At 64.0% G+C, this 25,282-nt stretch carries 20 protein-coding genes; 9 read left to right on the top strand and 11 right to left on the bottom strand.

From position 1 onward, the window contains the following. Positions 1-233: 233 nt before the first annotated feature. Both folE and ACTIFK_RS07335 read left to right on the top strand, forming a co-directional pair. Positions 234-833, top strand: coding sequence for a GTP cyclohydrolase I FolE (gene folE, locus ACTIFK_RS07340; RefSeq protein ID WP_439542399.1), 600 nt, complete (start codon positions 234-236; stop codon positions 831-833). A 71-nt stretch (positions 834-904) separates the two neighbouring features. After that, positions 905-1,723, top strand: a complete 819-nt coding sequence (locus ACTIFK_RS07335; RefSeq protein WP_439542398.1) for an SDR family oxidoreductase — start codon at positions 905-907, stop codon at positions 1,721-1,723. Here ACTIFK_RS07335 and truA read toward each other — a convergent pair. The 4 genes from truA to def form a co-directional block, all read right to left on the bottom strand. After that, on the bottom strand, positions 1,710-2,510 hold the full coding sequence (truA, locus tag ACTIFK_RS07330; protein WP_439542397.1) for a tRNA pseudouridine(38-40) synthase TruA: 801 nt from the start codon (positions 2,508-2,510) through the stop codon (positions 1,710-1,712). The genes ACTIFK_RS07335 and truA overlap by 14 nt on opposite strands. Positions 2,511-2,619: 109 nt before the next feature. Next, positions 2,620-2,910, bottom strand: coding sequence for a hypothetical protein (locus tag ACTIFK_RS07325; protein ID WP_439542396.1), 291 nt, complete (start codon positions 2,908-2,910; stop codon positions 2,620-2,622). A 90-nt stretch (positions 2,911-3,000) separates the two neighbouring features. After that, positions 3,001-3,954, bottom strand: coding sequence for a methionyl-tRNA formyltransferase (gene fmt / locus ACTIFK_RS07320; protein ID WP_439542395.1), 954 nt, complete (start codon positions 3,952-3,954; stop codon positions 3,001-3,003). 41 nt (positions 3,955-3,995) lie between these two features. Next, positions 3,996-4,508, bottom strand: a complete 513-nt coding sequence (gene def / locus ACTIFK_RS07315; protein ID WP_439542394.1) for a peptide deformylase — start codon at positions 4,506-4,508, stop codon at positions 3,996-3,998. Between the two features lie 231 nt (positions 4,509-4,739). Here def and ACTIFK_RS07310 point away from each other — a divergent pair, with 231 nt between their 5' ends. Next, a complete protein-coding gene (locus tag ACTIFK_RS07310) occupies positions 4,740-5,207 on the top strand; it encodes an ATP-dependent zinc protease family protein (RefSeq protein ID WP_439542393.1) in 468 nt (155 codons plus the stop codon). A 63-nt stretch (positions 5,208-5,270) separates the two neighbouring features. On the opposite strand, the gene ACTIFK_RS07305 is transcribed toward ACTIFK_RS07310, so the two are convergent. The 4 genes from ACTIFK_RS07305 to ACTIFK_RS07290 form a co-directional block, all read right to left on the bottom strand. After that, on the bottom strand, positions 5,271-6,374 hold the full coding sequence (locus tag ACTIFK_RS07305; protein ID WP_439542392.1) for a glycosyltransferase: 1,104 nt from the start codon (positions 6,372-6,374) through the stop codon (positions 5,271-5,273). 145 nt (positions 6,375-6,519) lie between these two features. After that, positions 6,520-7,881 (bottom strand): MATE family efflux transporter, encoded by a 1,362-nt coding sequence (locus ACTIFK_RS07300; RefSeq protein WP_439542391.1) that lies wholly within the window; start codon positions 7,879-7,881, stop codon positions 6,520-6,522. An 87-nt stretch (positions 7,882-7,968) separates the two neighbouring features. Next, positions 7,969-8,574: a recombination mediator RecR gene (gene recR / locus ACTIFK_RS07295; RefSeq protein ID WP_439542390.1), complete on the bottom strand. Its 606-nt coding sequence runs from the start codon at positions 8,572-8,574 to the stop codon at positions 7,969-7,971. A gap of 270 nt (positions 8,575-8,844) precedes the next feature. Further along, the gene (locus ACTIFK_RS07290; protein ID WP_439542389.1) at positions 8,845-9,852 is read right to left on the bottom strand and encodes a helix-turn-helix domain-containing protein; all 1,008 of its coding nucleotides are present in this window, start codon (positions 9,850-9,852) and stop codon (positions 8,845-8,847) included. Between the two features lie 272 nt (positions 9,853-10,124). On the opposite strand from ACTIFK_RS07290, the gene ACTIFK_RS07285 reads away from it, so the two are divergent. From ACTIFK_RS07285 to ACTIFK_RS07260, 6 genes are all read left to right on the top strand, one after another. Next, the gene (locus ACTIFK_RS07285; RefSeq protein ID WP_439542388.1) at positions 10,125-10,544 is read left to right on the top strand and encodes a MarR family winged helix-turn-helix transcriptional regulator; all 420 of its coding nucleotides are present in this window, start codon (positions 10,125-10,127) and stop codon (positions 10,542-10,544) included. Positions 10,545-10,758: 214 nt separating this feature from the next. Then, a complete protein-coding gene (locus ACTIFK_RS07280; protein WP_439542387.1) occupies positions 10,759-12,939 on the top strand; it encodes a DUF1217 domain-containing protein in 2,181 nt (726 codons plus the stop codon). 299 nt (positions 12,940-13,238) lie between these two features. Further along, a complete protein-coding gene (locus ACTIFK_RS07275) occupies positions 13,239-13,961 on the top strand; it encodes a GntR family transcriptional regulator (protein ID WP_439542386.1) in 723 nt (240 codons plus the stop codon). 215 nt (positions 13,962-14,176) lie between these two features. Beyond that, entirely contained in the window at positions 14,177-14,614 is a 438-nt protein-coding gene (locus ACTIFK_RS07270) for a TadE/TadG family type IV pilus assembly protein (RefSeq protein ID WP_439542385.1), read from the top strand. Positions 14,615-14,638: 24 nt separating this feature from the next. Further along, the gene (locus ACTIFK_RS07265) at positions 14,639-16,279 is read left to right on the top strand and encodes a pilus assembly protein TadG-related protein (protein WP_439542384.1); all 1,641 of its coding nucleotides are present in this window, start codon (positions 14,639-14,641) and stop codon (positions 16,277-16,279) included. A 117-nt stretch (positions 16,280-16,396) separates the two neighbouring features. Continuing rightward, entirely contained in the window at positions 16,397-17,101 is a 705-nt protein-coding gene (locus tag ACTIFK_RS07260) for a YiiX/YebB-like N1pC/P60 family cysteine hydrolase (protein WP_439542383.1), read from the top strand. 42 nt (positions 17,102-17,143) lie between these two features. Here the strand turns inward: ACTIFK_RS07260 and ACTIFK_RS07255 are convergent, their stop codons facing one another. Genes ACTIFK_RS07255 through ACTIFK_RS07245 form a run of 3 tightly spaced genes read right to left on the bottom strand, consistent with a single transcriptional unit; the run spans position 17,144 to position 25,163 of the window. Continuing rightward, a complete protein-coding gene (locus tag ACTIFK_RS07255; protein ID WP_439542382.1) occupies positions 17,144-17,518 on the bottom strand; it encodes a response regulator in 375 nt (124 codons plus the stop codon). Further along, positions 17,518-18,957, bottom strand: a complete 1,440-nt coding sequence (locus tag ACTIFK_RS07250) for a sensor histidine kinase (RefSeq protein WP_439542381.1) — start codon at positions 18,955-18,957, stop codon at positions 17,518-17,520. Before ACTIFK_RS07250 ends, ACTIFK_RS07255 begins: the two co-directional genes overlap by 1 nt. 11 nt (positions 18,958-18,968) lie before the next feature. Then, positions 18,969-25,163, bottom strand: a complete 6,195-nt coding sequence (locus ACTIFK_RS07245; RefSeq protein ID WP_439542455.1) for a HAMP domain-containing protein — start codon at positions 25,161-25,163, stop codon at positions 18,969-18,971. Between the last annotated feature and the right edge of the window lie 119 nt (positions 25,164-25,282).

Raw genomic sequence — 25,282 nt, 5'->3', positions numbered from 1 at the left:
AGTTTGCCGCACAAGTTGCGGCGAGGTGCCGCGCACATCGTTAATCATGGCCGTTCTTTGTGCTGCAACCTTCGGCCTCAGGCCGGTACGGGGTCACTTTTTCTTCCCCTTGTCACACACTATGTTATGGGAGGCGGGACGGGTTCACCCCTCCGTTTTCGCATCCTTCACCGCGCGGACACAGGCCCCGCGCCGGGTGTAATGTTCTTCGCCTGATGAGGCAGCCTCCGCTCATGAAAAACAAGTCTGCAGAAACTCCCGCGAGCGCGGCCGCGCCGACGCGCGCCGATGCCGAAGCCGCCGTTCGCACCCTGCTACGCTGGGCGGGCGATGATCCCACGCGTGACGGTCTGATCGAAACGCCCGGCCGCGTCGTGCGCGCCTATGAAGAATATTTCCGCGGCTATCACGACGATCCCGAGGCCATTCTGCAGAAAACCTTCGAGGAAATCGAAGGCTACGACGAGATGATCGTGCTGCGCGGGATCCGGTTCGAGAGCCACTGCGAGCATCACATGGCACCCATCATCGGGCATGCCTGGGTCGGCTACATTCCGAACGGCCGCGTCGTCGGTATTTCGAAGCTCGCGCGTGTGGTCGAGACCTACGCGAAGCGGCTTCAGATCCAGGAGAAGATGACGTCGCAGATCGCCAACACCATCGAGAAGGTGTTGAGCCCGCAGGGTGTCGCGGTCGTGATCAAGGCCGAGCATCACTGCATGACGGCGCGTGGCGTGCACAAACCCGGCACCGATCTCGTGACGAGCCGCATGCTCGGCGTGTTCCGCGACAATGCGATCACGCGGCAGGAATTCCTGTCGATGATCGACTAAGCCATTCGACTTACCTGCTTTGCATCATGCGTCCCGGCGATTGCCGGGACGCGCGTTTTTGGAGTTTGCGCGTGACCTCCGGCAAGACCGTTCTCATCACAGGAGCCTCGAGCGGAATCGGGCGCGCGACGGCCGAGCTGTTCGCCGAGCGCGGCTGGACGGTCGCGGCGACGATGCGCCGTCCCGAGGAGAGCAATCTCGCTCAAAAATCCGATCGCATTCGGCTGTTTCGCCTCGACGTGACGGATCAGGCGTCCGTCGATCGCGCGGTCGCCGATGTGATCGCGCAATGCGGCGGGATCGATGTGGTCGTGAACAACGCTGGGTACGGCCTGATGGGGCCGTTCGAGGCGCAAACGGACGCGCAGATCCGCCGCCAGTTCGAGACCAACCTGTTCGGCGTGCTCAACGTCACGCGGGCGGTGCTGCCGCATATGCGCGAACGCCGCGCGGGCCGGATCGTCAACGTCGGTTCGGCGGCGGGGCGCATGGCGCTGCCGCTCTACTCGATGTATGCCGCCACGAAATGGGCGCTCGAAGGTTTCTCCGAAGGGCTTTGGCTCGAACTCCGCCAGTTCAACATCAAGGTCAAGATCATCGAGCCGGGGATGATCAAGACGGACTTTTTCGAACGCTCACGTGAGGTCGCGTCGAAGCCGGGACTGACGGCCTACGATGAGTTCGTCGCGAACGTGGCGCCGAACTTGACGGCCTGGGAAGAAGCGGGCGCGGAGCCGGTGGTTGTGGCGCGCAGCATCTGGCGCGCGGCAACCGGCCGCTGGTGGCGGCTGCGGTACCAGCCAAACGGGATATTGGCGGTATGGCCGCGCGGCTGGGTGCCGGGTCAACTCTACGTGCGGATCGTGCGGCGGCTGTTCAACGCCTGGTAAGGCCGCCTTCGCTGTTGTCGGCTTCGCTGTTGTCGCCGTCGCCGGCTGGTCCGTAATCGACGGACATCAGATAGAGCCCTGACGGGGGCGCGACCGTGCCGCAAGCGGTTCGGTCCTTGGCGGCCAGCGCGCGCGCGAGATCGTCACGGGTCCATTTGCCTTCGCCGACGTGCTTCAGGCTGCCGACCATCGAGCGCACCTGATTGTGCAGGAACGAGCGCGCCGACGCGCGAATCTCGATGATCTCTCCGTTCAGCGTAACGTCAAACCGGTCCAGCGTGCGCATTGGAGAGTTCGCCTGGCACTGGGCGGCGCGAAACGTCGTGAAGTCGTGGTGGCCGACGAGGGCCGGCGCCGCCTCGCGCATGGCCTCGGCATCGAGGGGGCGCGTCACCCACCAGACGCGGTTGCGTTCGAGCGCGGGCGGGGCGCGGCGGGCGAGGATGCGATACAGGTAATGGCGCGCGGTGGCGCTGAAGCGGGCGTCGAACGATGCGTCCACCTCGGCGCAGTCGCGGATGACGATCGGCAGCGGCTTCAGGTAGTAATTGATGCCGTCGCAAAGGCGCGCGGCGTGCCACGGTTTTTCGATGTCGACGTGCGCGACTTGACCGGTGGCGTGGACGCCCGAGTCGGTCCGGCCGGCGCCGCGTATGCTCGCGGGCGCGCGCGTGAGTTTCTGAATTGCGGTTTGCAGCGCGCCCTGCACGGAGACGCCCACCGCCTGGCACTGCCAGCCGACAAAGGGCGTACCATCGTATTCGATCAGCAGACGATAGCGGGGCATCGGCTCATATGCGTGCGCAAGGGGTGGCTGGTGCGAAGGGAAGGGCACTGCCTACCCTGCCCGCGCCATCACCTCAAGGCGCAATCGAACCTTGATCGGCGGCGTGGGGTCAGCGGCGGGATTGGCCGCGCACCGGAACGCCGGTGACAGGATCGTAGTAGTTGAGGCTCAGCGGCGTGCGCCCTTCGGGATTGATGATGACGTGGCGCTCGGAGGGAAACGGGCGAAAAACGCGCACGCCTTCTTCCATGGTGACGGTGGCGCCATAGGTTTCCGAGGGCACGATGCGGGTCGTGTGCGCGGCGTCCTGAGCGAAGGCGGAGCCTGTGAGGAACGCGGCGGCGGCGCAAGCGGTGGCCGGAGCGAGGATGCTGGTGCGGGTCATTCTGGCGCGGAACATGGGCGGAAACTCCGAACTTGGTTTCCATCAACTTAAGAGACTCCCGGTGCCGTCTCAGCGCCGTTCGCGCGGCATGATTAATGCGCGAGATTAATCGGCGAGAGCGGGGCCTAGGATCGCGCCCTTTGCGACGGCGAAGCCACGCAGGAACTCTTCGGCGGTCATGGCGCGTTTGCCGGCTCGCTGTACCTCGAGGAGCCGGATGGCGCCTTCGCCGCAGGCAATGGCGAGCGCGTCGTCGAGAACCTGGCCCGGCGTGCCCGATCCTGCCGCGAGTTCCGTGCGGAGGATCTTGAGGCGCTCCGGTTTGCCGCCCGGCGGGGTCACGTCGAGCCATGCGCCCGGAAACGGCGACAGGCCGCGGATGTGATTGTGGACCTCGTGTGCGGGCTTCGAAAGATCGATGCGGGCTTCGGCCTTATCGATCTTGGCCGCGTAGGTGACGCCCTCCGGCGGCTGCGGGACGGTGGCCAGGGAGCCCTTGGTCTCGAGCGCCGAAAGCGCTTCGACGATCAGCTCCGCGCCGGCGCGCGCGAGGGTGTCATGCAACTCTCCGGTGGTGACGTTACGTCCGATCGGGATCAACTGCGTCGCGGCGACGGGCCCCGTGTCGAGCCCTTCTTCCATCTGCATGACCATGACGGCGGTCTCGGCATCGCCCGCCATGATGGCGCGATGGATGGGCGCGGCACCGCGCCAGCGGGGCAGCTTCGAAGCGTGGATATTGAAGCAGCCGTAGCGCGGCGCCTCGAGGACAGCGCGAGGAAGGATGAGCCCGTAGGCGATAACCACCGCCGCGTCGGCCCCGAGGGCCGCGAATGCAGCTTGCTCCTCCGCGGACTTGAGAGAGAGCGGTGTGCGCACCGGAATGCCGAGGGCGTTCGCGCGGGCGTGGACGGGGGACGGCCGTTCGTTCATGCCGCGGCCTGCCGGGCGGGGCGGCTGGGAATAGACGCACAGCACGCGGTGGCCGGCGGCGACAATGGCCTCCAGCGCCGGCACGGAAAAGTCCGGCGTTCCCATGAAAACGAGATTGAGCGGCATTCTTGGGATTCCCACGCGGCCCGGAGCGGGCCAGGCACGCCTCACGCGGAGGGTTCGCGCGCCATTTTCTTGAACTTGCGGACGACGATATCGCGCTTCAGGCGCGAGAGGAAATCGATGATCAGCTTGCCGTTCAGATGGTCGATCTCGTGCTGGATGGCGGTGGCCAGCAGCCCTTCGGCGGCCAGCTCGCGCGGTTTGCCGTCGCGGTCGATGTAGCCGACGACGAGGCTCGCCGGGCGTTCGATCTCGATGTGGTAGTCCGGGATCGACAGGCAACCTTCCTCGTGGATGCGGGTCTCGGCGCCCAGGCTTTTGATCTCCGGGTTGAACAGGACCAGCGGGTCGGGCTCGTCGGTTTCGGAAACGTCGAGCACGATCAGGCGTTTCGGGACTCCCACCTGGACCGCGGCCAGGCCGATGCCGGGCGCGTCGTACATGGTGTCGAGCATGTCGTCGGCCAGCTTCAATACCTCGCCGTCCACACGCTCAACCGGGGTCGAGGTCTGGCGCAGGATGGGGTCGGGAAGCTTGACGATGGGCAACGTGGACATGGCTTTGAAATAGGCAAGTCCTGGGCGGCGGTCAATGTGGTCCGGGAGGGTCCGATTTGACCGGATCGCCCTTTGGAACGTTAACGACTACGTACTATTGCGGGTTTGCGTATTCGGCCTGCAAGAGCGCGTGCAACTGCGGTAGTATGGCGCGTTCGAGCTTGGTTTCGTCGTGCTTCTTATCGGAAAACCGGTTCCCACTTTTCCGGAAGCACTCTAGAGACGCATGACATGCCGCACGATTTATCAACCTTGATCCTGGGACGCCGCGAGTGGGTGGCGCTGCCCTCGCTCGGCCTTTTGGCGATCAAGGCGAAGGTCGATACGGGCGCGCGCACGTCGGCGTTGCATGCGGACGGTATCGAGACGTTCGGGCCGATCACGGCCCGCAAAGTCCGATTCATCGTGCATCCGCTGCTCGAGGAGCCCAATCTGGCGGTCGCGTGCGAGGCGGCCCTGATCGGCGAGCGCGACGTGACGAGTTCGAGCGGAGAGCGCGAGTGCCGCCGCATCATTTCCACGACGCTACGCGTCGGCCGGCGCGAGTGGCCAATCGAGCTGGGTCTCACGAACCGCGAAGGTCTCGTGCACCGTATGCTGCTGGGGCGGCAGGCGATCCTGCCGGGCATGCTGGTCGATCCGGCACGCTCGTTCCTGCTGCCGAAGTTGAGCACGCGGCTCTACCGCACTCCGGCCTGATTCCGCCAGCCTGACCTGCTGGCCCGATCCCGTCCGATCGATCTGATTTGCTGGCGCGTGGGCTCAGTCCACGCCGAGCGCGCGCGCGAGCGCGGCGTTCACATCCCGAACGTCGAACCGGCGCTCGGCCTTGAGACGCGCCGCGCGCATGCCGGTGGCGAGTGAGCCGGGGTTCTTGAGGTAGCTTTCGATCGCGGCCACGAGGGCGTCGACGTCGGCCGGAGGGACGAGGCAGCCGCTCACCTTCTCGTCCACGGTGTCGGCGCAGCCCGGCGTGCGTGTGGTGATGACGGGCCGTCCGGTCGCCAGCGCCTCGAGGACCGCGCGCGGCATGCCTTCCACGTAGGATGGATAAACGAAGACGTGGCAGGCGCCGAGGTCGGCGCGGACGTCCTCCAGAGGGCCGAGGTAGGCGACGGAGCCGCTTGCCGTCACCCTTTCGGGTGCGACTGCGTCGGGTTCGGTGCTGACAGGTCCCGCGATGCGAAACGAGGCGCTGGGCCACTTCTGTTTGATGCGATCCGCTGCCGCGATGAATTCCAGCACGCCGCGGCGGCGCTCGAGGCGCGACAGCATCAGGAACTCCAGTCCGTCTCCGGTCGGCGGCATCGGGACGGCGGGGAAGCGCTTGAGGTCGACGCCGCTGCCGGGCACGACCATCGTCATGAGGTTGGCCGGCAGGAGGCCGAGCTGCTTCAAGGTGCGTTCGTTTTCGCGGTTGTGAAAGACGATCGCATCGCTGGCGCGGATGGCTTGCGCGAACCGGCTGCGGTTGACGCTTTCGACGCCGTCGCTCGGCAGAGCATTGACGAGGCTGACGACGCGGCGGACGTCGGCGCGGCGGGCGGCCAGCGCGGCGAGCATCAAGGTGTGCAGGCCGAAGCCGAGCACGATGTCGGGCTGCCAATCCTTGAACTGGGCGACGAGCGCGGACATCGCCTGCCAATCGGCCAGCAGCCGGATCGACGGCTGCGGCGGCTCCAGGGCGCGGTGCTGGGCCCCGTTGGCCCGCAACACGCGAAGGTAGCGGGCCGGGCCGGGGGGCGAGATGCACAGCACGCGATGGCCGCGGGCGGAGAGCGACGCGATCAGGTCGCCGCGCAGATTGGCGACCGCTTCCACAGAGGGCGCGACGATGGCAATCCGTTCGGAGACCGAGGTTGTCACGATGGCAGGCCGATCACTTGTCGATTCGCGCACCGGGCGAGGCTAGAGCGTTTTCCGGTCCGATGGTATCGGATCGGAAAATGCTCCCAACTTCTGTTGTCGCATTTCATACAGATCCGGCCGCACTGCTCAGACAAACCCCACGTCAGGCAAGCACGGGCTTCGGCGCCAGAAGACGGTCGAACAGGCGCAGGCAGAGCCACACGGCCAGGCACCCAAAGAGGATCCCTCCGGCCATGTGGGCTGCAAGAACGCCTTCCGCACCCGCGAGCGCGCTGCCGACGTAGACGAAGGGAATGGTGCCGATGGTCGCGCGCGCCCAGTTCAGCATGGTCGCGTAGTGGGGAAAGTCGAGGGTGTTGAATACGGCATTGGCGACGAACAGCGCCCCCATGAAGGCAAACAGCGGCGCGAGCCAGACGTTGAACAGAGCGATGAGTGCCGCCGCGTCCGCGGTCGCATTGAAGACGCGGAGCAGCTCCGGAGTGAGGAGCGCCAGGATGATCCAGGCGGCGGCCGTGAAACCGAGGTTGACGACGAGCGCGAGCTTGAAAGCTTCGCGCATGCGTTCGCCCTGCCGCGCGCCGAAGTTCTGGCCGATGATCGGTCCGATGGACGAGGACAGCGCGTAAATGGCGCCGAACGCCACCGGCATGATGCGTCCGATGATCGCCCAGCCCGCGACGGCGCCGTCACCATGCAGGGCGATCGCGGCGGTGATGTAGGCGTTCGAAATCGGCGTCGCGATGTTGGTCAGGATGGCAGGGACGGCGATGGCCGCGAACGCTTTCAGGTCGGCGAGGAAGGCGGGGAGACGGGGCTTGGCGATCAGCCCATGCACGCGCACGACGCCGTAGAGGCCGACGGCGAGGAAGGCGAAGCGTGCAATCACCGTCGCCCATGCGGCGCCGGCGATGCCGAGGCCGAGCACGAAGATGAAGATCGGATCGAGGACCGTGTTCACGACGGCGCCGTAGAGCGTGATGTTCATCGCACGGCGGGCGTCGCCGGCCGAGCGCAGCACGGCAGCCGATGTCATCGCAACCGTGAGCGCTGGGATCGAGGGCACGAGAATGAGGAGATACTGCTCGGCCAAGTCGTGCGTTCGCCCGGTTGCGCCGAGAACGGTCAGCATCCACGGAATGGTGAGATAGACGAGCAGAGCGGAGGCCGTGCCAGCAATGAAATTGGCGAGATGCGCGTTGATCGAATACCGCATCGCGCGGCCGCGCCGCCCGGCTCCGAGGGCGCGGGAGACCAGCGTGGTCGAAGCGATGCCGAGTCCGATGCCGACCGACGTCGTCAGGAACTGGATCGAACTCGCATAGCCCACGGCGGCGATGATGGCCTGGTCGTGAAGCCAGGACAGGAAGACGATGTTGGCGAGGTCGCTCAGGAAGATGGCGCCAAGGCCGATGCCGCCGGCGCCGCTCATGATCAGGATATGACGCAGAAGCGATCCGGACACGAAGACGGGCGGTGCTCGGGGGGCTGGCTCCGCGGCCATTCCGGGGTCCATCGTACTCCTTGCGTGTGGGTCGTGCGGCGGCACAACCGGGACTGCGGTGCGTGACGACGTTGCGCCGGGGGCACCTTAGACGCGCTTGCGGGCTTTGATGGCTGCGGCCAAAGTCCCTTCGTCGAGGTAGTCGAGCTCTCCGCCGACGGGGACGCCTTGCGCGAGGCGCGACACGGCGACGCCGCTCGGGACCAGGGCCTCCATCAGATAGTGCGCCGTGGATTGGCCTTCAACCGTGGCATTGAGGGCGAGAATGACCTCGGTGGTGGTGCCGTTCGCTGTGCGCTCGATCAGGGAGGCGATGTTCAACTGCTCGGGGCCGATGCCGTCGAGCGGTGAAAGGTGGCCGCCCAGAACGTGGTAATTGGCATTGATGACGCTCGCGCGCTCGAGGGCCCAGAGGTCGCCCATCTCCTCCACGACGACGATCACGGACCGGTCGCGGCGCTCGTCGCGGCAGATGGTGCACGGTGAAACGGTGTCGAGGCTGCCGCAGACGGGGCAATCGACGATGGTGCGGACGGCGGTGGACATGGCCTCCGACAGCGGCAGGAGCAGGTCTTCGCGCCGCTTGAGCAGGGCCAGGGCCGCTTTGCGCGCCGAACGGGGCCCAAGGCCGGGGAGCCGCGACAAAAGCTGAACGAGCCGCTCGATTTCAGGGCCGGCAATTTTCTTCGACATTCTTCTGGTCTTCGTGCCCCAAAGGTTCTGCGGCAATCCGGGTCGAGCCTGCGTGGCGAGCGCCAACGCGCGGGCCCCGGTCTGCTGCTTCTTAACGGAAAATCGGCTCCGCGAGCACCCCCTTATCATGCGGGGCGCTTGCTATCATGCGCGGCCTTGCCGCTCGGGCCGCATGCGCGGCCTTGCCGCTCACGCCGCGTGCGCGGCCTTGGCGCGCCAAGACGGGGGATGCGTCGCGTCTGTCAGGATGGCGCTGCGGACACCGGGGTCTCAGACAACCTCGTGGAAGCCGAGAATGACCGGTCGCTGCGTCTGAGCCTGACGTTCCGCGGCCACCAGCTCGGCTTGGCGGCGATACTCGGTCGGAGTCAGGCCGAACTTCCCTTTGAAGCGCCGCCCGAAATGCGAAAGGTCGGAAAAACCCCATTTGAAGGCGATTTCACCGATGCTCCGGTGCGACTGAGCGGCGTCTTCGAGCGCCGCGCGGCATCGTTCAAGCCGGCGCGTGTTGACATAGCGCTCGATCGACGAATGCTCCTCGGCGAGCAAGTCGTTGGCGTAGCGAATGGAAATGCCGGTTTCCGCGGCGACGCGCTCCGGTTTGAGCCCCGGCTCGATCAACAGGCGTTCGATGGTGGCCTTGAGACGCAGCGAGGCCGTCGCCCGGGACGACGACAGAGCCGTAATCTTGCTGTGTTCCGATGTCAGCGCCAGCGCGGCGAGATCGAGCAGCTGTTCTGCGACCTTCAGCCCTGCGATGTCGTCCAGGGACTCGGCGAGATCGGGCAGCATGTCCAGGAGGCCCATGGTCAAGGCCGCCACGCCGTTCGAGTGATCGATCGCGCGCGCGGTCAAACTGCCGGTGTTTCCGACCCTTGCTTCCAGGACGGCGCGGGGGACTTTGACCACGACGTTCGACGAATGGCTCTTCAGCTGGATGTCGAAGGGACGCAGGGGATCGAGCAGGAATAATGCCCGGTCCGCCACAACCGTGTCCCGGCCATCCTGGGAAATCGCCAACTCGCCGCGACGATGCATGCAGAGGAGCATGTCGCCCGCGTCCGCACGGGCGGCGCTGCGTTCGGACCGGCTGACCCGCGCAATGTCCGCCTCAAACCGCGTGAGGGCGAGACCCGGAAGCGTTGCGATTTTTACTGTGCCGTTGAAAGCCTGCCCTTGGCCGGGCTCGAAATCGTGCTCGACATAGCCGCGCGTGGCGACTTCGCGCCAATAGCTCAATCGCTCTCTGGGGTGAACATCCTGGGTCGAGTAGATCATCCGATCAACAATCTCTTCTGAATAGCCCTGGGAGTCGATACGTGGTGCCGCCTCATGCGAGCGGTCCACGTACATTTGCACTTCAATACAATTTCTCCACTGGGAAGTCGACTGACGACATTCCGGGACCCATCACGATCCAACGAAGGTGCGTCTGGATCTCCACCCACTTCTGCGAGCAATGGACGGTATAACCAGTCATGACGCGAATTAATTCCGACAGTGACCTTGAGAATTCGCCCCTACATCTCTTCCATCGGGCCGTTCAGGTCGTGACTGAAATCTATCAGTCTGAGATGTCGGACTACGATTTGACTGCCCGGCAGTACGCTGTGCTCGTCGCTTTGGCCCAATCGGATGGTTTGAGCCAGAGCAAGCTTGTCGACGCGACGGGAATTGACCGTTCTACTATGGCCGACATCGTCCGCCGTATGCTCAAAAAGGGCATCATTCAGCGTAAGCGTGATAAAGATGACGCCCGTGCGTACGAAGTTACGATCACGGATGAAGGCACGCGCCTGTACAACGATGTTCAGCCGATCGTTCGCCGAATCGAAGAGAAGCTGCTTTCGGCACTCAACGGAAAGCGGGTCGACGAATTCCTGACGCATCTTGGGCTGATCGTTTCGAGTGCGCGCCCGAGCGCGCAGGCGAGCAACGGCCATTTTTCGTTGGCTGAAGCCGGCAACTGATACGTCGCCGCACCGGATTGCAGAACCGGCCCCTCGCGGGGCCGGTTCTCGTTTGTACGGATTTTTTACGAAACGGCAGGCCCACATAAGCTCCTGCCGATAAAGCGAGATCACGCTATCCGGCGTGATTCGCGGCTCAGAGCGGGTCTCCCGCGTTCCCTGTGCTCCGCTGCCTGCGCCGGCCGGCATCCAAATCGGCGACCGGGACACGGCGATGGTTTCGACCTTTCTCTCTTACAAACTCTACACCGCAGACGTCGCCAAGAGCACGGCGCGGACGCTTGCCAATGCGCAAGTGTCGCGCGAGCAGGCTTACTATCGCGAGACGATCGGCAAGATCACGTCGGTGGATGAATTTCTCGGCGATCAGCGCGTCTACGCCTACGCCATGAAGGCCTACGGCCTCGAAGACATGACCTACGCCAAAGCGTTCATGCGCAAGGTGCTGGAGAGCGACCTCACGGATCCCGCCAGCTTCGTGGGCAAGCTGGTGGATCAGCGCTACCAGGCCTTTGCCAAGGCTTTCAACTTTACAACCACCGGTGACGTGGAACTCGGGGCGATCACCGCGCAGGATGCCGCCGATGAAGCCGAAACGGTCGGTCTATACACGCAGCAGCGCGTTCTCAAAGGCGCGGCGGCCGCAACAGACGTCGATTATTACAAGTCCAAGCTGGCGACGCTGACGTCGGTGGACGACCTTGTCGGCGATGCGAAACTGTTCTCGCTGGCGCTCAAGGCTTACGGGCTCGATCCTGACATCGCATCGGAATCCGCAATCCGCTCGGTGCTGACGAGCGATCTCTCCGATCCGGCAAGTCCGGCAAACGCGTTCAACGACCCGCGCTACGTCAAACTCAGATCCGCTTTCTCGTTTGCGGCCGATGGCAGCGCGCCCGCGGGCGGCGCGCAAACCTCGGCGCAACTGACGTCGACGATCGACCTCTATTACGACATGACGGGCAACGGCAGCTCGCCGGCGGCGGCGGCGTTTCGCACCGATACGTTCAAGTCGCTGATGGCAAGCGTGACCACGGCCGACGAGTTCGTGAACAACGAGCTCTTGCGCTCGTATGCGCTGACGGCCGTCGGGCTCGATCCCATTCTCGTCGGGCCGACGACATTACGCGACGCATTGACGAGCGATCTGACAGACCCGGCCAGCCCGGCCAATACGCTCGGCGACGCCTATCGCACGCTTGCGGCCGCCTTCAACTTCAAGCCGGACGGGTCGCTCGAGCCCGGGGAGACGGCGCAGACGGCGGCGCAGGAAGCGACGCTGACCGATTTCTACATGATGAATTACGGCACCAAGGCGCTGACCGCGGATGAAACCCAGACGAACTATTACAAGCTGAAGATCGCGACGACGTTGTCTGTCGACGACATCTTGAACGACAGCCGGCTTTTCAACTACGTCGTCAAGGCGTACGGGCTCGACCCCAGTGAAGAGTCCAAGTCCAAAATCCGCCAGGTGATCCTGAGCGACGCCAACGATCCGACAAGCTTCGCGCGCCAGCTGCGCGACGACCGCTACACGGCCTTGGCCAACGCCTTCAATTTCGGCGCCGACGGGGAGGCGCTCGGCCCGGTGCGGGCTCAGATCGATGCCGCGAGGTCGGCGACGATCACGCGCTACACGATCACGCTCGGCACGCTCGATACGGACCAGGCGCGGGGCAAGACCGAAAGCGAATATTTCGCCTCCACGATGGAGAACATCGGTTCCGTGGATGCATTGCTGAAGGACAAACGGCTCGTCACGTACATCACGCGCGCCTTCGGATTTGCGGGAGAGACGATCTCGAATGACGTGCTGAAGCAGGTGCTCACGAGCGACCTCTACGATCCCAAGAGCTTCGTGAACAAGCCGGAGAATTACCGCTTCCGCGAGCTTGCCGCGGCCTTCAACTTCGGATCGGATGGCGTGGCGCGCCGCGTGTCGGCGGGAACGGCCCAAGACGACAGCGATGTTTTGAAGACGCAGGATCTCTTCATCCGCCAGACCATGGAGCAGGAGGCCGGCAATCAGAACCAAGGCGTGCGATTGGCCCTCTATTTCCAGCGCAAGGCCGCGTCGATCACGAGCGCCTATTCCATTCTGGCCGACAAGGCGCTGCTTGAGGTCGTGATGACGGGGCTCGGACTGCCAGATTCCGTCGCTCAGAGCGATGTCGACAAGCTTGCCCAGTTGCTCGAGAAGCGCATCAACGTCGCCGATTTCAAGGATCCAGCGAAGGTCGAGAAATTCCTGGCCCGATTCTCGGCGCTGTACGACATCGCGAACCCGCAGACCGTGCAATCGGTCCCGTCGATGCTGCTCAGCGGGGACACCGGCTCGGTGTTCGGCCAGGATCTGCTTACGAGCATTCAGTCCATCAAGCGCAACGGCTAGCTCGCGTTGGTTCGCGAGTGCGATGCTGGTACGTCGTGCCGGCCGCCGCGGACGTGCGCGCTCGATATAGTGGTTAGCTTGCAGATGACTATCCTTCGGATGTTGTTGTTTATTTCGCCAGGCCGATGACATCGAACTATTTACAGCTCGATGCACCGCAGATGCAATTTACGGTTGCATAAATGTCCGTTCACACCTAATAGTAGTCTCGCTCCGGGGGCCTTGGCGTCTGGAGCGATTGCAGGCGGGTTCGAGCGTGGATGGGGCCGCGCCCTGCCAGCGTTTGGGGGGATTTTCAAATGCCTGATTTGGAAACGCGTCTCGCCGCGCGACCGCTTTACTTGCAGGTTCGCGATGTGCTCGTGCAGCGGATTGTCGTGGGACATTGGAAGCCTGGCGCGACGCTGCCGAACGAAACGCAGCTTGCCCAGCAACTCGGGATCAGCATCGGTACGGTTCGCAAGGCCCTCGACCTGATGGAGGTCGAGCGGATCGTGACGCGCCGGCAGGGTCGCGGCACCTTCGTCAACGATTATGCATCCGCGGAGACGACGTTTCCGTTCTCGATGTTCCACAACTTCGAGGGGCAGCGGATCTCGGGAACGAAGATCGGGCGCTCGATAACGCGCGTCGCCGCAAGCGCCGAGGAGGCCGCGCGGCTGGGGCAGCGGCGCGGCGACGAGTTGATTCGAGTGGAGCGCGTCCGCGCGCACCATGGGCAAAACTTCATGTCAGAGGTCTGCCTGCTGCCGGCGAAGTACTTCACGCGGTTTCCGGAAGATCTCGGCAGCTACCGGCTTTCGGCGCTGGCGCAGCACAATTCCATCCTGGTCGGCCGCGCCGACGAACGGGTCGATATCGTGCCAGCGAACGGCTGCGATGCGACGGAACTCGGCGTTGCCGAGGGAACGCCTTTGCTGCGTCTGGATCGCGTGATCTTTTCGGACCATGAGGATGCATTGGAGTGGCGCGTGGCGCATTGCTTCGCGCGCAACGAACGCTATCTCGTTCGATTCAACTGAACGGGCCGTCCTTCGAATTCTTCCGGATGCCGCAGTCCTGCAGAGTTTGATCGGTGTTCTTCGAATGATGTCGTGGGGCGGTTAACAAGCATTCTATTTCTTTTTAGCGGCGCAATAAGGAGTTTCGTGAAAGCATTTTCAATTCTGCCGCTCCGTTATCTCGCGTTTATCAACGCTGCCCTAGGCTCGGGTCTTCGATTTGGAGGATCCGGGCCATGTCATTTCTCAAAACGCACTTCAGGCGCGCCTTGCGCGACCGCGGCGCGTCGGCGGCTGTCGAGTTTGCCCTGGTCTTTCCCGTTGGTCTCATATTTTTCTGCGGGCTCATAGCCTACGGGCTCTACTTCTCGGCGGCGAATTCAGTCCAGCAGCTCGCGGCAGATGCCGCGCGGGCTTCGGTCGGGGGGCTCAACGATGCGGAGCGGGTCACCATCGCCCGCGCCCACGTTGCATCGAGTGGCGGCAGCTATCCGCTTCTCAATCTCAACCGGATTACGGTTTCGGCGCAGCCATTGGCTGCGGACCCGGCGCAATTCCAGGTTCGAATCGCGTTCGATTCCGGCGATCTCCCGATCTGGGTTTTTTCCGGCCTGATTCCGTTGCCCAATAAGACCATCGAGAGAACGGCCATTATCTCGCGCGGTGGATTTTAGGAGATGAAGCTCGTGAAGATCTCAATGAAATTGCGCGCGTTTCAGCGCGATCGAAGCGCGTCCATCGGTGTCCTGTTTGCCATGTTTCTCGTGGTTGCCGTGGGGCTCAGCGCCTTGGCCATCGACGTCGGGTCGCTTTATCTCGAGCGGCGGACGGCGCAAGGCGCGGCGGATCTCGCGGCGATGGCGGCGGCTGCAAATATAGACCGCGCCGAGGATGCGGCGCGCGCCACGCTGCGCGCGAACGGTTTTGGGGGTGTCAGTGCGCTTGCGGTGGTGAAAGGACGCTACGTTGTCGATCCGGCCGTTGAGCATGGACGGCGGTTCCAGGCCGGAGCACAGCCGCACAATGCCGTTCGGCTGGATGTGGCGTTCCCGGGGCAGCTCTATTTCGCGAAATCGTTCGTTGCGGCGCCGGAGATTGCGGTGTCGGCGATGGGGGCGGCCGATGCGCAGGCGATGTTTTCCATCGGCAGCCGTCTCGCGGCCGTGCGTGGCGGGCTCGCGAATGCGCTGCTCGGGGCCTTTCTAGGCGGCAATATCAATCTTTCGGTGATGGACTATAACGCGCTGGTCAGTGCGAACGTGTCGCTGCTGGATTTCCTATCCGGCTTGTCGACGGAAGTTGGCCTCACGGCGGGCACGTACGATCAGCTTCTCAACGCCAATGCGACAGTCGGGCAGGTGGTGCGCGCGGCAGCCAGGGCGGCGCAACGGAGCGGAAATACGCAAGCTGTCCAGGCGTTGACGACCCTCGCGGCGCAGACGCCGGCCTCCGCTTCTGTGCCGCTGAGGAGCATTCTCGACCTGGGGTCGCTGTCGAATGCCGCGATCGGACAGCCGAATGCCGGCCTCGCGGCGGATGTGAATGTCATGTCGCTTGTCACTGCGGCCGCGACGGCAGCGAATGGCCAACGGCAGGTTTCGGTCAACCTCGGTGCGGCGGTGCCGGGGCTGCTTAGCCTCACGCTGGATCTTGCCATCGGAGAGCGGGCGCAGAAGTCTGGTTGGGTGGCGGTGGGACAAGTGGGCGCGACGTTGCGAACCGCGCAGATGCGGCTGAGGTTGGTGGCGGAGGTCGGTGGCAGTGGGCTTCTCGCCGGCATCCGCGTTCGGCTGCCCGTCTACATTGAACTTGCGAGTGCCGAAGCGCGTCTCGACACGCTGACGTGCGGTGCAGGGCAGCAAGGCAACGCTGTCGTTGCGGCGCGTCCGTCTGCGGTGAAAGCCTGGATCGGCGAAATCAATCCGGCGGGGATGTCGTCGTTCTCAACCAGTCCGCCGGTGTCATTCGCTACGCTGGCGCATGCGATTCTCCTGAACATTTCGGCGAAGGCGTATGTCGAAATGGGCAACGTGCAGTCCACACCGCTTTCCTTCAGCAGCAGCGATGTAGCCGGACACGTCGTGAAGACCGCCGAGGTCAGGGACTACCTCACGTCGATCACGTCGCACCTGCTGCAGTCGGCGGATATTCAGGTGAGCCTGATCGGGCTTGGCTCGATTGCGGCGCTCAAGGGTGCGCTGCTGAGCTTGCTCACGCCGGTGACCTCGTTGCTCGATCCCGTGCTCGGGTCGATCCTCGATCTCGTTGGCGTGCACCTTGGCGAGGTGGATGTGCAGGTTCACGGCATTCGCTGCGGAAATGCCGTTCTCGCGGGGTGACCGGACGGGCGGATGTCGGCGGCCGGCCTCCCACGGTTGCCGAATCATGCTCAAGTGGCGGGCGTGGCTGGTCCACCCCGCCACGATCCCGCCGCTTTCCAAAACGACATCTCCGTCATGACAACACACATCCTGTCTCGGACCTTCGGGCTGCCTCGGACCCTCGGGCTCCTGCTGCTCGCACTTTCCCTGTCTCAGCCGGCCCGCGCCGCGGATCTTCCGCCGCTGAAGCCGGGCGATATCGTTTTCCAGAACACATCGGGTAGTGCGCGCGAGGCGATCATGCTCGCGTCCGGCACTCAATATACGCACGTCGGTCTGGTCGATATCGACGCGTCGGGACGCGCCGTCGTCATCGAGGCCGCAGGCCCGGTGCGGACGGTGCCGCTGGATCGCTGGATCAAGAACGGCAGCGGCAAGAAAGTCACCGTGAAGCGGCTCAAGAATTTGTCGGAGGAGCATGCGAAGGAGGCTGTGGCGCAGGCGCGGTCCTACCTTGGTCGTCCCTACGATCATTTCTATTACGAGACGCGCGACCAGATTTACTGCAGCGAGCTGATCTATGCGGCCTTCAAGGACGGCGCCAACATTTCGGTCGGCGTCGAGGAGAAGGTGCGCGACCTCAACATCGGGACGGCGGCGGCGCGCAAGCTGATCCAGGATCGCTGGCGGCAACATCCGCTTTGCAAGAAGCAGCGGGTCGAGAATTTCCAGGCCTGTTACGATCTCATCCTGGAGCAGACGCTCGTCACGCCGGCCAGCATCGCGCGCGACAAGCAGGTCGAGACGATCTATACGAATTTCGGTAAAGACGCCGAATAGCGGCAGCCACGGTCAGGCAGCGGCCACAGGCAGAAGACCCATTCAGGCCGACTGGCGTTCCAGGCACTTCCTCAGCGTGTCGCAAATCTGGAAGTCGTCATAGGGTTTGTCGACGCGATATTTCGTGCGGTCCTTCGAGCGCAACGCGCCTTCTCCATAGCCGGTGGCGAACATGAAGGGGATGGCGCGTTCTTCGAGCGCATCGGCAACCGGAGCGGACGTCTGGCCGGATCCGAGATTCACATCGAGCACGGCGCAATCGACTTCGTCGGTCGTCAGCAGGTTGAGAGCCTGGGGCACGTCGTAGGCCGGGCCGAGCACGACGCAGCCGGCATTTTCGAGGATGTCTGCAAGAACGATCCCGATCAGGGGTTCGTCTTCCAGCACGAGGACGCGTTTTCCAATGAGCGGTCGCATCAGGTTTGTCCCTCGATCGGTAGCGTAAATTGGCACAGCACGCCGCTTTCGCGATAGTGGCAGGCGTATTCTCCGCTCGGCTGCGCGGCCAATGATTTGAGGAGGCGCGTGCCGAAGCCTGTCGTCTCCGGCTCAACGGCCGGTGGACCTCCTCGCTCATCCCATTTGAATTGCAGACGCTTGCTCGGCGGAGTCTTGGAAATCGTCCAGGCGACATCGATTTTACCGGATGGCACCGTGTAGGCCCCGTATTTGACGGCGTTCGTGAGCAGCTCATGGATGGCGAGCGTGACGGAGATCGCGTCGCGCGAGGAGAGCACCACGTCGTCGCCGCTGAGGGTCAGGCGCGCATCCGTTTCGGCGCGATAGGGCGCGAACAGCGCTTCGAGAATATCGTTCAGACGCGCGCCTTTCCAGCGGCTCTGGGTCAGAAGATTGTGGCCGGTGGCGAGTGCCTGGATGCGCGACAGAAAGCGCTGCTTCTGTTCGCTCTGGGCGCCGGACAAACTCTGGTGCGCGATCGACTGCACCGTCGCCAACATGTTCTTGACGCGATGGTTGAGCTCTTCGATCAGCAGGGAGCGCGCTTCCTCGGCCTGCTTTCTCTCCGTGATGTCGACCGTCAGCCCGGTCAGAGAGCCGGGCAGACCGTTCGGATCGGGCACGTAGTGGCCCTGCTCTCGCAGCCACCGCACGGTGCCATCGTTGTGATGGATGCGCATTTCCGCTTCATACGCGCCGCGGTCGCCAATCGCCCTCTGCCAGGCCTCCGTCACGAGGTTAAGATCGTCCTCGTGGATGCGGTCGAGCCACGCGCGCGTCGGCCCGATGCTTTCGAGCGGCTCGAGGCCGAGGATCGCATTCAGGTTTTCATCGCGCTGGCTCACCTGGGCCGTGAGGTCGTGGCGCCATGTGCCCATCTTGGCGGCCGAGAGCGCCTGGCGCAGCTGCTCCTCGCTCTTGCGCAAGCGCGAGGTCGAGGCTTCGAGTTCGGCTGTCCGGTCGGCGACGCGCTGTTCGAGGGTGGCCGCGATGCTTTCGAGTTCCCGCGCCTTGCGGTACAGCTCGACGAAAATCTTCACTTTCGCGCGCAGGATCTGCGGCACGACCGGGACAGGCACGTAGTCGACCGCGCCAAACTCGTAGCCCTTGATGCGATCGAGGTCTGTGAGCAGGACGGCCGAGATGAAAATCACGGCGATGTCCTGGAAGCGGGGATGCTCGCGGATCATCTGCACCAGTTCGAAGCCGTCGAGATCGGGCATGCAGACGTCCACAAGAACGACGGCGATGTCGGTCTTGAGGAGGACTGCAAGGGCCTCGCTGGCGGAGCTTGCGGTGATGAGGTTTTCCTGCAGATCGCTCAGGATCACCTCATAGCTCAGCAGTTTTGCCGGCTGGTCATCGACGAGCAGAATGTTGACGGGCTTGGCGCGCACGTGTGGCTCTCCTACCGATGCAGCCACATGCGCAAGGCGGCCAGCAGCTGCTCGGTGTTGACCGGTTTGGCGAGGTAGTCTGACGCTCCGGCTTCGAGACATTTTTCGCGGTCCCCCTTCATGGCCTTGGCGGTGAGTGCGATGATCGGCAGGCGCCGCCATTGGGCCTCGGCACGGATGGCCTGCATGGTTTCATAGCCGTCCATCTCGGGCATCATGATGTCCATGAGGACAATGGACGCGTTCGGCGTTTCCTCGAGGCTGGCGATGGCTTCGCGGCCGGTGGTTGCGGTCAACACATTCATGCCACGACGTTCGAGAACGCTTGATAGTGCAAAGATATTCCGGGCGTCGTCGTCGACCAGAAGCACGGTTTTGCCGACGAGCGCGTCATCCGACACGTGCAAGCGCTCGAGCATACGTTGCTTTTCGAGCGGAAGATCACCGACGACGCGATGCAGGAAGAGCGCCGTTTCGTCCAGCAGGCGTTCGGGCGATTCCACGCCCTTGACGACAACGCTGCGGGCCATCGTGTGCAGCTTCGCATCCTCCTCCGCGGACAGCTCGCGACCTGTAAATACGACCACCGGAACGTCACTTAACGCGGGATCGGCACCCAGGGTTTCCAAGACCTCGAAACCGGACATGTCCGGCAGCTTCAAATCGAGCACAACGCAATCGACGGGATGGGCACGCATGTAGGCGATCGCTTCCGCGCCGCCTGATGCGGTTTGGATTTCGATGTCGGAATGGCCCAAGAGCGCGTTGATCCCCATCCGCTCGGCCGGATTGTCTTCCACCACGAGCAAGCGCTTGCGGGTGGCGGTCGAGAACTGCTTGATGCGGATCAGGGCTTCGCGAATGCCTTCCGTGCTCGTCGGCTTCGTGACGAAGGCGAACGCGCCTTGCGCGAGCCCGTGCTGGCGATCCTCGTCCAGGGTGACCAATTGCACGGGAATGTGGCGCGTTGCGGGGTTCTGCTTGAGCTGGCTCAGAACGCTCCAGCCGAGCATGTCCGGCAGGAACACATCGAGAGAGATGGCGTTCGGGTTGTGCTCGTTGGCGAGCGCCAGGGCCTCGGAGCCGCGCTGCGCGACGACAACCTTGAAGCCCGAGTCGCGGGCGAGATCGAGCATGATGCGTGCGTATTGCGGATCGTCCTCGACGATGAGCAGGAGGAAATCTCCGGGGCGAAGGTCCTCGCGGTCGTCCGAGATCGGCTCGACGGCGCGCTCCTGTCGGGCGGCGGGGCCGGGATCGTAACGCAGGCGCAAGCGGCGGGGGTCCAACTCCGTGACCACATTCGGCGCGGCGTAGCGCTGCGGCAGGAATAGCGTGAAGGTACTGCCCATGCCGGGCGTGCTCTTAAGCTGGATCTCGCCGCCGAGCAGCGTGGCCAGCTCGCGGCTGATGGCAAGGCCGAGGCCCGTGCCGCCGTATTTGCGGCTGGTGCCGGCATCGGCCTGCTGGAAGGCCTCGAAGATGATCTTCTGTTTCTCGGGCAGAATGCCGATGCCGGTGTCGGAGACTTCGAACGCGATGACGGACGGCGCGGTGTTGAGAGCCTGGTTCTCGTGGCTCCAGCCATTCGTGGCGGGGGCGACCGTGAGGCGGATGCCGCCCTGCTCCGTGAATTTGAAGGCGTTCGACAGCAAATTTTTCAGCACTTGCTGAACGCGCTTGGCGTCCGTGTAAATGCTGCGACCAAGGTTCGAATTCAATTCCAGCTCGAACGACAGGCGGCGGTTGTCGGCTTCGTGACGGAAGGGCCGGGCGATCGCTTCGAGCAGGTTCGGCAGGAAGAGTTCCTCGGCATCGACCGAGACGGTGCCGGATTCGATCTTCGACAGATCGAGGATGTCGCTGATGAGGTTCAGAAGGTCGGTGCCGGCGGCGTGGATGGTGCGGGCGAATTCGACCTGCTTGTCGGTGAGGTTGCGGTCGACGTTGTCGCTCAGCTGCTGGCCGAGGATGAGGATGCTGTTGAGCGGCGTGCGCAGCTCGTGGGACATGTTGGCCAGGAATTCGGATTTGTACTTCGACGTCAGGGCCAGCTCCGTCGCCTTTTCTTCGAGGGCGCGGCGGGCGTGCTCGATTTCCTGGTTCTTGGCTTCCACTTCGACGTTGCGCTCGGCGAGCTGCTGGGCCTTCTGGCCGAGCTGTTCGTTGGTCGTCTGCAGCTCCTTCTGCTGCAGCTGAAGCTCCTGGGCGAGTTCCTGGCTCTGCTTCAGCAATGACTCGGTCTGCATCGTCGCTTCGATGCTGTTGAGCACGATGCCGATGCTGGCGGTCAGCTGCTCCAGGAAGGAGAGATGCGCGTTGTCGAATTCGTAAAGCGACGCGATGGCGAGCACCGCTTTCAGCTGCTCTTCGAAAATGATCGGCAGAACGACGATGCTGCGCGGTGGGGCTTCCAGCATCACCGACCCGACAGGCGCGGTGTCTTCAGGGATGTCGGTGACGAGGATGCGGCGCTTCTCGACGGCGCATTGGCCGATGAAGCCCTTGCCGACCTCGATCGTCTGCGGGTAGCTGCGGTCCGGATGATCGGCGTATTTTCCGAGCAGGCGGAGCCTGGGATCGTCCTCGGAGCCCATCTGGTAGATGACGCCCTGGTGGCCGCGCACGAGCGGAACGAGCTCCGACAGCAGGCGGCTGCCGACGGTGGCGAGATCGCGCTGGCCCTGGAGCATGCCAGTGAAGCGCGCGAGGTTGGTCTTGAGCCAGTCCTGATCGGTGTTGCGATCGGTCGTGAGGCGGAGATTGCCGATCATCGTGTTGATGTAGTCTTTGAGTTCGGCCACCTCGCCGCGCGCATCGACCTGGATGGACCGCGTCAGGTCGCCCTTGGTTACGGCCGTCGCGACTTCGGCGATGGCGCGCACCTGGTTGGTCAGGTTGTCGGCGAGCAGGTTCACGTTGCCCGTCAGATCCTTCCACGTGCCGGCGGCGCCCGGCACGTTGGCCTGTCCGCCGAGGCGGCCTTCGACGCCCACTTCGCGGGCCACGGTCGTCACCTGATCCGCAAACAGTGCCAGGGTGTCGGTCATGTCGTTGATGGTCTCGGCGAGGGCGGCCACCTCACCCTTTGAGTTCACGGTCAGCCGCTGCTTGAGATCGCCGCCGGCGACGGCGTTCACCACTTTGACGATGCCGCGCACCTGTTCGGTCAGGTTGGCGGCCATGACGTTCACCGTGTCGGTGAGATCCTTCCACGTGCCGGCGACGCCGGGGACCTGCGCCTGTCCGCCGAGCTTGCCTTCGGTGCCGACCTCGCGCGCCACGCGCGTCACTTCGGAGGCGAAGGCGTTGAGCTGGTCCACCATCGTGTTGATGGTGTTCTTGAGCTCGAGAATTTCGCCCTTCACGTCGACGGTGATCTTGCGTGAGAGGTCGCCGCGGGCCACGGCGGTCGTCACTTCGGCGATGTTGCGCACTTGCGCGGTCAAGTTGCCGGCCATCGAGTTCACGCTGTCGGTCAAATCCTTCCAGGTGCCGGCGACGACGCCCGGAACGACGGCCTGTCCGCCGAGCCGCCCTTCGGTGCCGACCTCGCGCGCGACGCGCGTCACTTCGGCGGCGAACGAGCGGAGCTGCTCGACCATCGTGTTCAGCGTTTCCTTGAGCGAGAGGATCTCGCCGCGGACGTCGACGGAGATCTTCTTCGACAAGTCGCCCTGGGCGATGGCGGTGGCGACCTCGGCGATGTTGCGGACCTGGGCGGTGAGGTTCGAGGCCATGAAGTTGACGTTGTCGGTGAGGTCCTTCCAGGTGCCGGCAACGCCGGGGACCTGCGCCTGTCCGCCGAGCTTGCCTTCCGTGCCGACTTCGCGCGCGACGCGCGTCACCTCGCCGGCGAAGGCGTTGAGCTGATCGACCATCGTGTTGATGGTGGCCTTGAGTTCCAAAATTTCGCCGCGCACGTCGACCGTGATCTTGCGCGAGAGGTCGCCTCTGGCGACGGCGGTCGTCACGTCGGCGATGTTGCGGACCTGTGTCGTGAGGTTGGCGGCGAGCAGGTTGACGTTGTCGGTCAAGTCTTTCCAGGTTCCGGCCACACCCGGCACGTTGGCCTGTCCACCGAGGCGGCCTTCGGTGCCGACCTCGCGCGCGACGCGCGTCACCTCGCCCGCAAAGCGATTGAGCTGATCGACCATCGTGTTGAGCGTTTCCTTGAGCTGCAGGATTTCGCCGCGTACGTCGACCGTGATCTTGCGGGACAGGTCGCCGTTGGCGATGGCGGTCGCCACGTCGGCGATGTTGCGAACCTGGTTGGTGAGGTTGCTCGCCATCGAGTTGACGCTGTCGGTGAGGTCCTTCCACGTGCCCGCGACGCCGGGCACCTGCGCCTGTCCGCCGAGCTTGCCTTCGGTGCCGACCTCGCGCGCCACGCGCGTCACTTCGGCGGCGAAGGCGTTGAGCTGGTCCACCATCGTGTTGATGGTCTCTGCGAGTTGCAGGATTTCGCCGCTGACGTTGACGGTGATCTTCTTCGACAAGTCGCCGAGGGCCACGGCGGTCGCTACTTCGGCGATGTTGCGGACCTGGCCCGTGAGGTTGCTGGCCATCGAGTTGACGCTGTCGGTGAGGTCCTTCCAGGTGCCGGCGACGCCGCGCACGACGGCCTGTCCGCCGAGCTTGCCTTCGGTGCCGACCTCGCGCGCGACGCGCGTCACCTCGCCGGCGAAGGCGTTGAGCTGATCGACCATCGTATTGATGGTCTCTTTCAGCTCGAGCACCTCGCCGCGAACGTCGACGGCGATTTTTTTCGACAAGTCGCCGTTGGCGATGGCGGTCGACACTTCGGCGATGTTACGAACCTGTGTTGTCAGGTTGCTGGCCATGGAGTTGACGCTGTCGGTCAAGTCCTTCCAGGTGCCGGCAACGCCGCGCACGTCGGCCTGTCCGCCGAGGCGGCCTTCGGTGCCGACCTCGCGGGCGACGCGGGTGACCTCGAAGGCGAACGCGTTGAGCTGATCGACCATCGTGTTGATGGTTTCCTTCAGCTGCAGGATTTCGCCGCTGACGTTGACGGTGATCTTCTTCGATAAGTCGCCGCCGGCGATGGCGGTGGCGACCTCGGCGATATTGCGAACCTGGTTGGTCAGGTTGCCGGCCATCGAGTTGACGTTGTCGGTCAAGTCCTTCCAGGTGCCGGCGACGCCGGGGACCTGTGCCTGGCCGCCCAAACGGCCTTCGGTTCCGACCTCGCGGGCGACGCGCGTCACTTCAGACGCGAAGGCGTTGAGCTGATCCACCATCGTGTTGATGGTGTTCTTGAGTTCGAGAATTTCGCCCTTCACGTCGACGGTGATCTTGCGCGAGAGGTCGCCGCGGGCCACGGCGGTCGTCACCTCGGCGATGTTGCGGACCTGCGTCGTGAGATTTGCCGCAAGCAGGTTGACGTTGTCGGTCAGGTCTTTCCAGGTGCCGGCTACACCGGGCACGACGGCCTGTCCGCCGAGGCGGCCTTCGGTGCCGACTTCGCGGGCAACGCGTGTCACTTCGGCCGCGAACGACCGTAGCTGGTCCACCATCGTGTTGATGGCTTCCTTGAGCTGCAGGATCTCGCCGCGCACGTCGACAGTGATCTTCTTGGACAGGTCGCCGTTGGCCACGGCGATAGTGACGTCGGCGATGTTGCGCACCTGGGCGGTCAGGTTGCTGGCCATCGAGTTGACGCTTTCGGTCAGGTCTTTCCAGACGCCCGTGACCTCGCTCACCTGGGCCTGGCCGCCGAGCTTGCCGTCGGTGCCGACTTCGCGGGCAACGCGCGTCACCTCGGAGGTGAACACGGAGAGCTGTTTGATCATCGTGTTGACGATGGTGGCGGAGCGCAGGAACTCGCCGGCCAGCGGGCGGCCGTCGACATCGAGACGCATGGTTTGCAGAAGGTCGCCCTGGGCGACGGCGCGGATGGTGCGCGTGACTTCGGTGGTGGGCCAGAGCAGATCGTCGATGAGCGAGTTGATGGAGGTCTCCATCTCGCCCCAGGATCCTGCGGCCGAGCCGATGCGAACGCGCTGCTTGGTCATGCCTTCGCGGCCGACGACCTGGCCGACTTGATCGAATTGCTGCGCCATGCGCTGATTGGTGGCGACGATGTCGTTGAAGGTGTCGGCGACGCGGCCCCAGAGTTCGGGCCAGTCGCCTGGCAAGCGAACCGAGAAATCGCCTTCGCGCATCGCCCTCAGGGCAAACAGCATTTCAGCGACGTGGTTGTCGCCGCCCTTGCCGTTGGGGAGCGGTCCTTCGGGCTGCTCATCCGGCAACTCTGGGGTGCCCATCACGAGATCATTCATGTGCTGCTCCGGACGACATACAG

Source organism: Hyphomicrobium sp. (assembly GCF_051860585.1).
GTDB lineage: Bacteria > Pseudomonadota > Alphaproteobacteria > Rhizobiales > Hyphomicrobiaceae > Hyphomicrobium_C.
This window is presented reverse-complemented; position numbering and strand designations above follow the sequence as displayed.